General features: G+C 66.4%; 13 protein-coding genes. 8 read left to right on the top strand and 5 right to left on the bottom strand.

What is annotated here, in order from left to right; genetic code table 11:
• Window position 1 precedes the first annotated feature (1 nt).
• The 4 genes from odhB (at window position 2) to ACG3SL_RS00630 (ending at window position 3,719) form a co-directional block, all read left to right on the top strand.
• Entirely contained in the window at window positions 2–1,204 is a 1,203-nt protein-coding gene (gene odhB, locus ACG3SL_RS00645) for a 2-oxoglutarate dehydrogenase complex dihydrolipoyllysine-residue succinyltransferase (protein WP_448663219.1), read from the top strand.
• 112 nt (window positions 1,205–1,316) lie between these two features.
• Window positions 1,317–1,592: a GIY-YIG nuclease family protein gene (locus tag ACG3SL_RS00640; RefSeq protein WP_448663218.1), complete on the top strand. Its 276-nt coding sequence runs from the start codon at window positions 1,317–1,319 to the stop codon at window positions 1,590–1,592.
• A 172-nt stretch (window positions 1,593–1,764) separates the two neighbouring features.
• Window positions 1,765–3,159 (top strand): dihydrolipoyl dehydrogenase, encoded by a 1,395-nt coding sequence (gene lpdA, locus ACG3SL_RS00635; RefSeq protein WP_448663217.1) that lies wholly within the window; start codon window positions 1,765–1,767, stop codon window positions 3,157–3,159.
• Window positions 3,160–3,356: 197 nt separating this feature from the next.
• The gene (locus tag ACG3SL_RS00630; RefSeq protein WP_448663216.1) at window positions 3,357–3,719 is read left to right on the top strand and encodes a DUF2314 domain-containing protein; all 363 of its coding nucleotides are present in this window, start codon (window positions 3,357–3,359) and stop codon (window positions 3,717–3,719) included.
• Window positions 3,720–4,363: 644 nt separating this feature from the next.
• Here ACG3SL_RS00630 and ACG3SL_RS00625 read toward each other — a convergent pair.
• Window positions 4,364–5,020 carry a YoaK family protein gene (locus tag ACG3SL_RS00625; RefSeq protein ID WP_448663215.1) on the bottom strand — a complete coding sequence of 219 codons (657 nt, stop codon included), beginning with the start codon at window positions 5,018–5,020 and terminating at the stop codon, window positions 4,364–4,366.
• A gap of 78 nt (window positions 5,021–5,098) precedes the next feature.
• Between ACG3SL_RS00625 and ACG3SL_RS00620 the strand changes: the two genes are divergently transcribed.
• Window positions 5,099–5,737 carry a trimeric intracellular cation channel family protein gene (locus tag ACG3SL_RS00620; RefSeq protein WP_448663214.1) on the top strand — a complete coding sequence of 213 codons (639 nt, stop codon included), beginning with the start codon at window positions 5,099–5,101 and terminating at the stop codon, window positions 5,735–5,737.
• 5 nt (window positions 5,738–5,742) lie between these two features.
• Here the strand turns inward: ACG3SL_RS00620 and ACG3SL_RS00615 are convergent, their stop codons facing one another.
• The 4 genes from ACG3SL_RS00615 to sppA all read right to left on the bottom strand — a co-directional run bounded on the left by ACG3SL_RS00615 (window position 5,743) and on the right by sppA (window position 8,980).
• Entirely contained in the window at window positions 5,743–6,048 is a 306-nt protein-coding gene (locus ACG3SL_RS00615; protein ID WP_448663213.1) for a YdeI/OmpD-associated family protein, read from the bottom strand.
• Window positions 6,049–6,093: 45 nt separating this feature from the next.
• Window positions 6,094–6,465: a hypothetical protein gene (locus tag ACG3SL_RS00610; RefSeq protein ID WP_448663212.1), complete on the bottom strand. Its 372-nt coding sequence runs from the start codon at window positions 6,463–6,465 to the stop codon at window positions 6,094–6,096.
• A gap of 62 nt (window positions 6,466–6,527) precedes the next feature.
• On the bottom strand, window positions 6,528–7,088 hold the full coding sequence (locus tag ACG3SL_RS00605; protein ID WP_448663211.1) for an N-acetyltransferase family protein: 561 nt from the start codon (window positions 7,086–7,088) through the stop codon (window positions 6,528–6,530).
• Window positions 7,085–8,980 (bottom strand): signal peptide peptidase SppA, encoded by a 1,896-nt coding sequence (sppA, locus tag ACG3SL_RS00600; protein WP_448663210.1) that lies wholly within the window; start codon window positions 8,978–8,980, stop codon window positions 7,085–7,087. Before sppA ends, ACG3SL_RS00605 begins: the two co-directional genes overlap by 4 nt.
• A 211-nt stretch (window positions 8,981–9,191) precedes the next feature.
• On the opposite strand from sppA, the gene groES reads away from it, so the two are divergent.
• From groES to pepF, 3 genes are all read left to right on the top strand, one after another.
• Window positions 9,192–9,479 carry a co-chaperone GroES gene (gene groES, locus ACG3SL_RS00595; protein ID WP_315589311.1) on the top strand — a complete coding sequence of 96 codons (288 nt, stop codon included), beginning with the start codon at window positions 9,192–9,194 and terminating at the stop codon, window positions 9,477–9,479.
• 75 nt (window positions 9,480–9,554) lie between these two features.
• Window positions 9,555–11,201 (top strand): chaperonin GroEL, encoded by a 1,647-nt coding sequence (gene groL, locus ACG3SL_RS00590; RefSeq protein WP_448663209.1) that lies wholly within the window; start codon window positions 9,555–9,557, stop codon window positions 11,199–11,201.
• Between the two features lie 171 nt (window positions 11,202–11,372).
• Window positions 11,373–13,229, top strand: coding sequence for an oligoendopeptidase F (gene pepF / locus ACG3SL_RS00585; RefSeq protein ID WP_448663208.1), 1,857 nt, complete (start codon window positions 11,373–11,375; stop codon window positions 13,227–13,229).
• Window positions 13,230–13,267: the final 38 nt, after the last annotated feature.

The raw sequence follows: 13,267 nt of genomic DNA, 5'->3' as shown, positions 1-13,267 counted from the left end.
TATGACCGACGTAAAAGTGCCCGTGCTGGGCGAATCCATCACCGAAGCAACGCTGGGCGAGTGGCTGAAGAAGCCCGGAGACGCCGTGCAGGTTGACGAGCCGATCGCCAGCCTCGAGACCGACAAGGTCTCGGTCGAAGTCCCCTCGCCCGTCGCGGGCATCCTGGGCGAGCAGCTCGTCAAGGTGGGCGACACCGTCGAAGTCGGCGCCGTGATCGCGACCGTCGGCGAAGGCGGCGCGGCTGCGTCGCCCGCCCCGGCGCCTGCCGCAGCGCCCGCGCCCGCATCGGCCCCCGCGCCTGCCGCCGGTGGTGAAGCCGCCGCGCTCTCGCCGTCGGTGCGCCGTGCGGTGCTGGAAACCGGCGTCGATCCCTCGACCGTGCAAGGCACCGGCAAGGACGGTCGCCTGACCAAGGACGACGTCGTCGCCGCCGCCGCCGCCAAGCCCGCAGCGGCCGCCCCGGCAGCATCGCCCGCCGCCGCCCCGGCTCCCGCCGCATCGGGCCGCAAGGAAGAGCGCGTCCGCATGACGCGCCTGCGCCAGACGGTCGCCAAGCGGCTGAAGGAAGCGCAGAACACCGCCGCGATGCTGACGACGTTCAACGACGTCGACATGACCGAAGTCATCGCCGCGCGGACCAAGTACAAGGACCTGTTCGAGAAGAAGCACGGCGTCCGCCTCGGCTTCATGGGCTTCTTCGTGAAGGCCGCCGTCCAGGCGCTGCGCGACATCCCCTCGGTCAATGCCTCGATCGAAGGCGATGAGATCGTCTATCACGACTATGCCGACATCTCGGTCGCGGTCTCCGCGCCGCAGGGCCTGGTCGTTCCCGTGATCCGCGACGCCCAGGACCTGTCGGTCGCCGGCATCGAAAAGACGATCGGCGACTTCGGCAAGCGCGCCAAGGACGGCACGCTCAAGATGGACGAAATGAAGGGCGGCACCTTCACCATCTCGAACGGCGGCGTGTTTGGCTCGCTGATGTCGACCCCGATCATCAACCCGCCCCAGTCGGCCGTGCTGGGCCTGCACCGCATCGAGGACCGCCCGGTCGTCCGCGACGGCCAGGTCGTCGTCCGCCCGATGATGTACCTCGCGCTCAGCTACGACCACCGCCTGATCGACGGCCGCGAGGCGGTGACGTTCCTGGTGGCGCTCAAGAACGCAATCGAGGATCCGACGCGCCTGCTGATCGACCTCTAACCGTGCCCCTGCGAAAGCAGGGGCCCAGGGTTGCGGCGTACTGCGCTCGCCTTGGGCTCCCGCTTCCGCGGGTGCGCAAAGACCAAGGAGAAGCCCGACGAAATCCGGCTGCGTGTACATCATGGCGAACCAGCGCAACGGCACCATCTATGTGGGGTCGACCAGCGACTTGGCCGCCCGGGCGTACCAGCATCGCAACGGGATAATCGACGGCTTCACCAGGGAACATGGCTGCAGGCTCCTCGTCTGGTACGAGGCGCATGAGGATCTGGACGGGGCGCGGCTTCGCGAACGCCAGGTGAAGAAATGGAAGCGGGCGTGGAAGATCGAACTGATCGAACGCGACAACCCGCTATGGAAGGATTTGTACGGGACGCTCTTCGGCTGATCGGCGCAACGGTGCCGGATCGAGGAACGACCTTCGCAACCCTGGGCTCCTGCGTTCGCAGGAGCACAGTTATGGCTGGACCCGCCCGTTCCCCTGCGAAAGCAGGGGCCCAGAGCCCCGGGCGACACGGCCGATAGTTTAAGCGCCCGCACGCGCACGCATGGAGCGGAAAATGGCTGAATATGATTTCGACGTCCTGATCATCGGTTCCGGCCCCGGCGGCTATGTCGCGGCGATCCGCGCGGCGCAGCTGGGCCTTCGCACGGGCTGCGTCGAGGGGCGTGAGACTCTGGGCGGCACCTGCCTCAACGTCGGCTGCATCCCGTCCAAGACGCTGCTGAACGCGTCCGAGCTGTTCTACGAAGCCGCCTCGGGCGCGCTGGCCAAGCATGGCGTCAAGCTCGGCGCGGTCGAACTCGACCTGCCGGCGATGATGGCCGACAAGGACAAGGCCGTGAAGGGCCTGACCGGCGGCATCGAATTCCTGTTCAAGAAGAACAAGGTCGAATGGATCAAGGGCTTCGGCACCTTCGTCGACGCGCACACCGTCCAGGTGGGTGAGCGGACGGTGACCGCCAAGGACATCGTCATCGCCACCGGCTCGTCGGTCACCCCGCTGCCCGGCGTGACGGTCGACCAGAAAGTTGTCGTCGATTCCACCGGTGCGCTCGCGCTGGAGAAGGTGCCGGCGAACATGGTCGTCATCGGCGGCGGCGTGATCGGGCTGGAACTCGGCTCGGTCTGGCAGCGCCTCGGCGCCAAGGTGACCGTGGTCGAGTATCTCGATCAGCTGCTGCCCGGCATGGACGGTGAAGTGCGGAAGGAAGCCGCCAAGATCTTCAAGAAGCAGGGCATGGAGATCAAGCTCTCCACCAAGGTGACCGGCGTCGCCGTCAACGGCGACAAGGCCAGCGTCACGATCGAGCCCGCCGCCGGCGGCGCCGCCGAGACGCTGGAAGCCGATGTCGTGCTCGTCGCGATCGGGCGTCGTCCCAACACCGACGGCCTCGGCCTCGACAAGGTCGGCCTGTTCACCAACGCGCGTGGCCAGATCGAAACCGATTCGCGCCTCCAGACCGCCGTCCCCGGCATCTGGGCGATCGGCGACGTCATCCCCGGCCCGATGCTCGCGCACAAGGCCGAGGACGAGGGCATTGCGGTGGCCGAGAATATCGGCGGCCTCACCGGCATCATCAACCATGCGGTGATCCCGAGCGTCGTCTATACCCACCCCGAAATCGCCGGCGTCGGCCTGACCGAAGAGCAGGCCCGCGAAAAGGGCGAGGTCAAGGTCGGCAAGTTCCCGATGGCGGGCAACAGCCGCGCCAAGGCGATCGACGACACCGTGGGCTGGGTGAAGGTGATTGCGGATGCGACCACCGATCGCGTGCTCGGCGCCTGGATCATCACGGCCCCCGCCGGCACGATGATCGCCCAGGTCGCGCAGGCAATGGAATTCGGCGCCACGTCCGAAGACATCGCGTACACCTGCCACGCCCACCCGACGCATTCCGAGGCGATCAAGGAAGCGGCGATGGCAGTGCGCGGCAAGGCGATTCACGTCTGAGCCGAGCCGGCAAAGGGATTAGCGAAGCTAATCGCGAGCATATTAGGCTCGGCCGGCCGGCGGCGCCCAAGCGCCGACCGACGGCGGCCCGGCTTTGCCGGGTCGCAGCCGCCCCCCTTCTCCTGCTGGCGCCGCTGGTCACCCATGCGGCGCCCCAGGACGACCCGACGGTCAGCGTCCCCGCCACCGACCCCGAAATGCGCGCCGCCATCGTGCAGGCACGGCGCGGGCTGCCGGTATTCTTCGGCCATGTGACCGCCCCCGGCCCCGGCGAGACCGGCTTCATCGTCAAATACGACCTCGTCCCCGAGGAGCGCGCCGAGTTCATCTGGGCAGAGATCATCTCCCATCGCGGCGACGTGACCATCGCCCGGCTGGTCAACACGCCGCGCGATCCCCGCTTCGCCAAGGGCGACCAGGTGACGATCCGTGACAACCAGATCATCGACTGGGCCTATTTCCGCGACGGCACGCTTCAGGGCGGCGCGACGATGCGCGTGCTGATCGCGCGGATGGATGCCGCAGAAGCGCGCGAGATGCTGGATCGGCTGGGCTGGTAGGCAGAATAATGCCCTCGTGGGCGAGTACCGTATGCTATGGGAGCGCAATGGGCTCTTGAGGAAGCGCAATATCGCTTACAAATCCAGAACCGCGTATCGATATTTTTCCGTTTAGAAATTGCACCTCGATGCATAACCTCTCGAGGTTTTGCGCAACCTCACGAAACAGTCTTGCCTGATCCTCGAGTACTTCTACCGTAAGCTCATACAAATTCATATCGCTAAAACTAATGACGTCATTTCTCTTTGCCAGAGATTCTATGTCTGCGTAGCAAAGCCTGTCTGGCGCTGCGTGTACCCAATTCGAGTGGGCATACTGATTTCGGATTTTAAGACATTTCCTCATGCGAGCGATCGTATGCTCGTAAATGTCCCTGAGGGCGGGATTAATACGATTTCGGATCATGGCATCCGCGACGTTGATACGCTGAGTTTCACCCCTTGATCGATATAAAGACTTCAAGGATAGGTCGAAGTCCTCGAAAATATGCCCCGCGAGAAGGCACAACGACCACTCCATTTCGCCGTATTCGACTACCATCCTACCAATCAGGTCGCCCTGGCATTTAAACCTTTCGAATGGAGACGGCGTGTAGATACTGTCGGTCATATTCAATCCGCCCTGCTATGATGCAGCCTCGCGCTCAAACCACCCGCACCACGCGCCGCCCAACCCGCGCCACCGCCAGCGTCAGCAGCGCCGACACCAAAGGCGCCAGCCACAGCGCGTACCAGCCCCAAAGTCCCTGCGCCGCCGCGCCCAGCACCACGCCCGACACGAATCCCGCCCATAGCGTGCAATAGGGCAGCCACGCCCAGCGATCGGCATCGCCCATCAGCGCGCCCGCCAGCTTCTGGCCCATCCGCACCAGCGATCCGGTCATATAGGTCAGCCCGATCGAAACCTCGCCGTCGCGCTGGAACACGCCGTTCTCGGTCCCCATCGCAGCCGCGAGCAGCAACAAGACGATCGGCCCCGGCGCAAAGGTGCCGAGCAGCGCGGCGGCGAGCAGCAGCAGCGTCACTGCCGCCATCACCGCGTGGCGCTGTCCCTCGCCCGCCGCGCGCGCGATCACGCTCGACAGGATCACCCCGCTGACAAAGCTGAGGATCAGCGCCCCCGCCATCGCCGCCACCGCGCCGTCGCCGGTGCCCAGCCCCACGCCGAGCCGCGTGGAATTGCCGCTCATGAACGAGGCAAAGAACCCGCCCAGGCTGGTAAAGGCCAGCGCGTCGACAAAGCCCGCGAGCGCCGCCAGCAGGACGGCGATCACGACGAGCGGCGATTCAGTGCGATGCATGAGCCCCTAATGCCGCACCCCTGCCGCCATCGCCAGTCCCCGTTTGACGCGGACGCGCCAAGGCGTGAAACAGCGGCGATGCCCAGCCCAGATACCGCCCAGATCGGCACGCTCCTTCCCTGGCTCGACTTGTTCGGGATCGCGGTGTTCGCCGCCACCGGCGCGCTGGCCGCGACGCGGCGGGCGCAGACGCTGGTGACCGCCACCTTCTTCGCGCTCATCACCGGCGTCGGCGGCGGCACGGTGCGCGACCTGCTGATCGGGGCGCCGGTATTCTGGGTGCACGACGCGACCGTCGCGGCCCTGTGCCTGGGCGTCGCCGCCTCGATCTGGGTCACGCCGCAACATTGGTGGAGCGATCGCACCTTCGCCTGGCTCGATGCGCTGGGGCTGGCCGCCTATGCCGCGTTCGGCGCGGCCAAGGCGCTGGGCTATGGCATCCCGCCGGTGCCCGCCGCCGTCATGGGGGTGGTCACCGCGTGCGTCGGCGGGATCATCCGCGACGTGCTGGCGGGCGAGCCGTCGATCCTGATGCGCCCGGAACTATACGTCACCGCAGCCGCGCTCGCCTCGTCGGTCTATGTCGCGCTCAGCCTGCTCGGCCTGCCGCCGCTCGCCGCCGGGCTGGTCGCCGCCGTCGCCGGTTTCGCGCTGCGCGCCGCCGCGATCGTATGGCAACTGGGCCTGCCCGCCTATCGTGGGGGGCGAAAGGCGTAGCGCGGTTATCGCGCCTTGCCGTCGATCAGCACCGCCTGCTGCCAGCGCCCCGGCGCCTTGTCGGTGCGATGGATGCAGCCCGCCCAGCAACAGGGCCGCTTCCTGCCCTCGACCAGTTCCTGACAGGTCCGTGCGATCCGGCGCTCGCGCGTCTTGGCCTGCTTGGCGTCGTCGACCCAGCAGAGGAATTCGTTCCGGCCCAGCGGCGTCAGCGCTCCCCACAGCAGCAACACCGCCGGATCGGCGCGCACCGCCCGTTCCAGATCCTCGCCCGCGCGATGTACCGTGCCCTGGGGGAAATCCTCGTCCACAACGCCTCCGCGCCTGCCGCAGCGCCGGGTATACCGAAGTGCCGGCTATGCTTCCAGCAGCCAGGCCAGTGCCGATTCCCGATCGGCGTAAATGCCGAAATCGGGTCGCACTTCCAGCAGCCGCTGGAGTTGCAATCGCCCCAGCGCCGAGGGAGTCGCAAACGCCACCTTGCGCGCCCATAGCGGTCGTACCGCGGGGTTGAGGAAGCTCTGCTGCGTCTGCACCAGCGTCGCCTGCGGCGCGACCAGCATCTCCGTCAGGTCGTACAGCGTCACGTGCTGCCCGATCGCATCGCCGAACGTGCGGATATGCGCGCGCACTTCTTCGCCCAGCCAGCCGGAGTCCTCGGGGTTCAGAAACCCCCGGACACGCACGTCGATGAAAAGCCGCTCACGATCTACCTCGATGCTGTGCATCCGTCCTCCGGCACAGACGGTAGCGCGGCAATCTTTCCGAGTGGTTTCCGCACGTCCGCGCCTCAGACGCGCACGACGCCCACTTCGCTGAACGGGCGCGGCTCGGCAGGGGGCACCTGCGGTTCGTTGAGTTCGCACTGCCAGATGCCGACATCGATCCAGCGGCCCTGCTTGAACCCCACTTCGCGGTACACGCCGGCGCGACGGAACCCCACCGATTCGTGCAGCCGGATCGAGGCGTCGTTGGGCAGCGCGATCGCGCCGATCGCATGGACGAAGCCCTGCGCCCGCAGCGTGTCGATCAGCGCCTCGTACAGCAGCCGCCCGGCGCCCTGCCCCTGCGACACGTCCGCCATGTAAACGGTGGTCTCGACGACATAGCGATAGGCGGGCCGTTCGCGAAAGCGCGTGGCATAGGCATAGCCGATCACCCCGCCCTCGCTGTCGCCATTGGTCGCGACGATCCACGGGTACAGCCCGTCGCTTGCCGCCATCCGCGTACGCATCGTCCGCGCCTCGGGCGGGTCGGTCTCGAACGATGCCGTGCCGGTCAGCACATGCGGGGCATAGATGGCCGCGATGGCGGCGGCGTCCTCGGGCGTGGCTGCGCGAATGCCGATCATCGCGTCACTCCTGCAATCAACATCTCGAACAGGCTGCGGTCGCTCGGCCGCGCCACTGCCGGGGCCAGCGCCATGCACTCCAGGCAGCGTGCCTGCACCGAACCGCCCATCGCCATCCGCCGCGCATCGCCCAGCGCCTGCGCCACCAGCGCGCGGCGCTCGTCGGCGATACGGCCGACCAGGTCGGTGCCCGCAGGCTGATCGGCCCAGCCGTCATCCTCTCCGCCGCTGCCGCCGGCAAAGCCCTCGACGAACTTCACCCACGCGCTCGGCTCTTTCTCCAGATACACGGCATGGACCTTGGCGGGGTCCAGCTTGGCGCGGCGCGCCGCCTCGTCGATCGCGTCCTGCAATCCGCCGAAGCGATCGACCAGCTTCAACTGGTGCGCCACGCCGCCGATCCACACCCGGCCCTGCCCGATTTCGTCCACCCGCTGCGGCGTCAGCTTGCGCGAGTCCGCCACCAGCTTGATGAAGCGGGCATAGCCGCTCTCGATCGCCGATTGCAGGATACGGTCGGTCACCGGATTGATCCCGCCGGTCACGTCGGGCTGACCCGACAGCGGCGTGGTCTGCACGCCGTCGCTGGTCACGCCGATCTTGGCCAGGCTGTTCTCGAAGCTGGGGAGCAGCCCGAAAATGCCGATCGACCCGGTGATCGTGTTGGGCTCGGCAAAGATCGCGTCACCCGCCGTGGACACCCAATATCCGCCGCTCGCGGCCAGGCTGCCCATCGAGACCACCACCGGCAGCCCCTGTGCCTTGGCCTGGAGGATCGCCTGGCGGATCTTTTCCGATGCCATCGCCGATCCGCCGGGCGAATCGACGCGGACCACCAGCGCCTTGAGGTTCTTCTCGGCCAGCCCTTTCAGCACCAGCGTGCTGATCGTGTCGCCGGCGGCGGTGCCGGGGCCCGCCTTGCCATCGACGATCTCGCCCGCGACGGTAATCACGCCGATCGCGTCACCCGTCGGCTTGACCGGGTTGGCCGCGATCCAGTCGGCCAGCTTGATCGCATTGAAATTGCCCGCCGGCTTGCCTGCGGGAGCGCCGGCGATCTCGGCCACGCGCTTGCCGAACGCCATGCGATCGCCCAGCTTGTCGACCAGCCCGTAGGACAGGTTGGCGGCGGCGATATCGCCCCCCGTGCTGGCGATGACTTCGTCGGGCTTGGTCAGGTAATCGGCGATCCGCGCCTTGGGCCGCGCCTTGGCGACGGCGCCCTTCCACTGATCGAACAGCGCGCCGTACAGCGCGACATTCGCCTCGCGCGCCTCGGGCGACATGTCGCTGCGGATATAGGGTTCGACCGCCGACTTGAACTTGCCGACCTTATAGACGTGCGCGGTCACGCCCAGCTTGTCGAGCAGCCCCTTATAGTACAGCCCCGTGCGGCCGGGCCCGGAAAACAGCGTGCCGCCCAGCGGATTGACCCACACTTCGCTGGCATTCGCCGCGATCAGATAGCCGCTGTCGGTATAGCCGGTCGCATAAGCGAGCACCGGCTTGCCGCTGGCGCGCACCCGCGCCACGGCGGCGGCCACATCGCTGACGGCAGCGGGATAGCCGCCGGCAAAGCTGTCCAGGTCGAGCACCACGGCCTTGACTCGCGCATCGCCCTTCGCCGTATCGAGCGCGCGCACCACGTCGCGCAGCCGCTGCTGGCTGGCCATGCCCTGCCCGCTCAGCCGGGCGACGGGATCGCCCTCTTCGGGCTGTTCCACCAGCGTGCCATCCAGCGCGATCACCAGCGCGCCGTCGCGCACCGAGGCGACATTGGGCTTGTGCGACAGCGCCGCGAACAGCCCCGTGAAGAACAGGAGCATCAGCACCAGGACCAGGAAATCCTTGATCCCGACGAGTAATTTCCAGGCGCCCCGAACCAGCTTCACGTGCCCGCTCCATCCATGATTGCGGCATGCGTGCTACCGGATGCGCAGGGCCGAGTAAACGCTGTCCTATCGGCCCAATACGCCTGCGGATTTTTCTGCGGGGGCACCCGTTGACGAATCCCCATGGGCTACGCATATCCCAGCGCGTTAGCACTCGGGCCAACTGAGTGCTAAGACCCGTTCAACCTTCTCTAAAGAGGAACATGGCGCAATGAACTTCCGTCCGTTGCACGATCGCGTGCTCGTCCGCCGCGTCGAGGCCGAAGAAAAGACCGCCGGTGGGATCATCATCCCCGACACCGCCAAGGAAAAGCCGCAGGAAGGCGAAGTCGTCGCCGCCGGTGCCGGCGCCAAGAGCGAGGACGGCAAGGTGACGCCGCTCGACGTCAAGGCCGGCGACCGCATCCTGTTCGGCAAGTGGTCGGGCACCGAGGTCAAGGTGAACGGTGAGGACCTCCTCATCATGAAGGAATCGGACATCCTCGGGATCGTCGGTTAATTCAGACAAGCGCGCGAAAGCGCCTTGTCCTAGCCTAAACTTCATCAACATTTTCGAACGGAAAGGTCAGCCAACATGGCAGCCAAGGACGTAAAATTCAGCCGCGACGCGCGTGAACGCATCCTGCGCGGCGTCGACATCCTCGCCGACGCGGTGAAGGTCACGCTGGGGCCCAAGGGCCGCAACGTCGTGATCGACAAGTCGTTCGGTGCGCCCCGCATCACCAAGGACGGCGTCACCGTCGCCAAGGAAATCGAACTTAAGGACAAGTTCGAGAACATGGGCGCCCAGATGATCCGCGAAGTCGCGTCGAAGACGAACGACCTCGCCGGTGACGGCACCACCACCGCGACCGTGCTCGCCCAGGCGATCGTGCGCGAAGGCATGAAGTCGGTCGCCGCCGGCATGAACCCGATGGATCTGAAGCGCGGCATCGATCTCGCCGTGACCAAGGTTGTCGAGGACATCAAGTCGCGCTCGAAGCCCGTCTCGGGCTCGAACGAAGTCGCCCAGGTCGGCATCATCTCGGCCAATGGCGACACCGAAGTCGGCCAGAAGATCGCGGAAGCGATGGAGAAGGTCGGCAAGGAAGGCGTCATCACCGTCGAGGAAGCCAAGGGTCTCGATTTCGAGCTCGACGTCGTCGAAGGCATGCAGTTCGACCGCGGCTACCTGTCGCCGTACTTCATCACCAACCCGGAAAAGATGACGGTCGAACTCAACGATCCGTACATCCTGATCCACGAGAAGAAGCTCTCGAACCTGCAGGCGATGCTCCCGATCCTGGAAGCAGTCGTCCAGTCGGGCCGTCCGCTGCTCATCATCGCAGAGGATATCGAGGGTGAGGCTCTGGCCACGCTCGTCGTCAACAAGCTGCGCGGCGGCCTGAAGGTCGCAGCGGTCAAGGCACCGGGCTTCGGCGATCGTCGCAAGGCGATGCTCGAAGACATCGCCGTCCTGACCAAGGGCGAAGTCATCAGCGAAGACCTGGGCATCAAGCTCGAGTCCGTCACGCTCGGCATGCTCGGCACCGCCAAGCGCGTCACGATCGACAAGGACAACACCACCATCGTCGATGGCGCCGGTGAAGCCGAAGCGATCAAGGGCCGCACCGATGCGATCCGTCAGCAGATCGAGCTGACCACCAGCGACTATGACCGCGAGAAGCTCCAGGAGCGTCTGGCGAAGCTCGCCGGTGGCGTGGCCGTGATCAAGGTCGGCGGCGCGTCGGAAGTCGAAGTCAAGGAGCGCAAGGACCGCGTCGACGACGCGCTGCACGCAACCCGCGCAGCCGTTGAAGAAGGCATCGTCCCCGGTGGCGGCACCGCGCTGCTGTACGCAACCAAGGCGCTCGAAGGCCTCAAGGGTGCGAACGACGACCAGACCCGCGGCATCGACATCATCCGCAAGGCGCTCTACGCGCCGGTCCGCCAGATCGCGCAGAACGCCGGTCATGACGGTGCGGTGATCTCTGGCAAGCTGCTCGACGGCAACGATTCGAACCTCGGCTTCAACGCCCAGACCGACACCTACGAAAACCTGGTTGCGGCCGGCGTGATCGACCCGACCAAGGTCGTGCGCACCGCGCTCCAGGACGCAGCATCGGTCGCCGGCCTGCTCATCACGACGGAAGCCGCCGTGTCCGAGCTGCCGGAAGACAAGCCCGCCATGCCGATGGGCGGCGGCGGCGGCATGGGCGGCATGGGCGGCATGGACTTCTAAGTCCACGACCGTCCGGCAGCCTTGCCGAACAGCTTTGGGGCCGGGAGAGCGATCTCCCGGCCCTTTTGCTTTTGGCGCGCCGAAAGCCCTTCCCTTCGCGCAGCGACCGCGACAGACTGGGTGCATCCACTCCGCGCCGTGCGTCCGCCGGCGCCGCATCTTGGGAAACCCATGGTCGAAATGTCCCGCCGCGAAGCCCTGACCACCGCCGCCCTTGCCACGCTCGCCACCGCCGCGCCCGCCTGGGCGCAGGGCACCCCTTCGGGCCCGGCATGGGACCTCACCGAAATCTATCCCGACGACGCCGCCTGGGATGCCGCGCGCAAGGCTGCGCTCGCGGCGCTGCCGGGCATCGCGCAGTTCAAGGGCAAGCTGGGCGACAGCGCCGCGACGCTGGCCAAGGCGCTGGTGCTCCAGTCCGATCTGGGGCGCACGATTTCGCGCATCTATGTCTATGTCTCGCTGAAAAGCGACGAGGACGTCCGCGCCGCCGCCTATCAGGAGAAAAAGGCGCAGGCGATCGACCTGTACACTGCGTTCGGCGAGGCGACCGCATGGTTCTCGCCCGAAATCCTGACGCTGGGCAAGGCCAAGGTCGGCGCCTTCCTCGCCGAGGATGCGACGCTGCGCACGCGCTTCGATTTCTACCTCGCCAACATCGTCCGCCAGGCGCCGCACACGCTTTCGGCCGAAAGCGAGGCGCTGCTGGCCAGCGCCGGTGCCCCGCTGTCCGCACCCGGCGACATCGCGGGCCAGCTGCGCTCCTCCGACATTCCCTGGCCGACGATCACGCTGTCCACCGGCGAGCAGGTGCGGCTCGATTCGCAGGGCTATTCGCTCTATCGCGACGCCCCGAACCGCGCCGATCGCAAGGCGGTGTTCGATGCCTTCTGGACCGCGCACGGCCATTTCCAGAACTCGTTCGGCGCGACCTACAGCGCGCAGGTAAAGAGCGACATCTTCTACGCCAAGGCGCGCAAATACCCGACCGCGCTGGCCGCCGCGCTATCGGGGAACAACGTGCCCGAGGCCGTCTATCGCACGCTGGTGGCAGAGGCGAATGCGGGGCTGCCGCAGCTTCACCGCTATTTCGATCTGCGCCGCCGGATGCTCAAGCTGCCCGACATCCATTATTACGACATCTATCCGCCGCTGGTCGCGCTCGACAAGCGCGTGTCGCTGGACGAAATGCGCACCACGACGCTGGCGGCGGTGATGCCGCTGGGGCCGGACTATCAGAAGCGGATCGCCACCGCGACGGCGGCCAAGTGGATGGACCCGTGGCCGCGCCCCGGCAAGCGGCCCGGCGCGTACATGAACCCCGGCGCCTATGACGTGCATCCCTATCTGCTGCTCAACCTGTCCGAGAAATATGACGGGATGAGCACTTATGCCCATGAATGGGGCCATGCGCTCCACTCGCTGCTCGCCAACGCGGCCCAGCCTTATGACAAGGCCGACTATCCGATCTTCCTCGCCGAGATCGCCTCTACGCTCAACGAACAGCTGCTCGTCGCGCATCTGCTCAAACAGGCGAAGACGAAGGAGGAAAAGCTCTTCTATCTCGGCCAGCAGATGGAGAATTTCCGGGGCACCTTCTTCCGCCAGACGATGTTCGCCGAATTCGAGCTGAAGGCCCATGACCTGGCCGAAGCGGGCGAAGGGCTGTCGGGCGCGCGGTTCACGCAGGTCTATGGCGACCTGCTGCGCCGCTATCACGGGCCGGCAATGGGGCTGGACCCGGCCTATTCCAACGAATGGGCGTATATCCCGCACTTCTACAACAGCTTCTACGTCTATCAGTACGCGACCTGCATCGCCGCCGCCGCCTATTTCGCGCAGGCGATCCTGAAGGGCGGGCCGAAGGAGCGCGACAATTACCTGTCGGTGCTCAAGGCCGGCGGATCGGACTATCCGGTCGACATCCTCAAGCGCGCGGGCCTCGATATGGCGAGCCCCGCGCCCTATCGCGCGCTCGTCGCGAGCTTCAAGGACACGCTGGACCAGGCGGAAGCGCTGCTGGCGTAAGGCACGGCGGCCCCGGCGTGGCGCTGCGCCGCGCCGGG

The sequence above is a fragment of the Sphingomonas degradans genome, from assembly GCF_053502645.1.
Note: the sequence above shows the minus strand (reverse complement) of the source record. Positions and strands in the feature narration are given on the sequence as shown.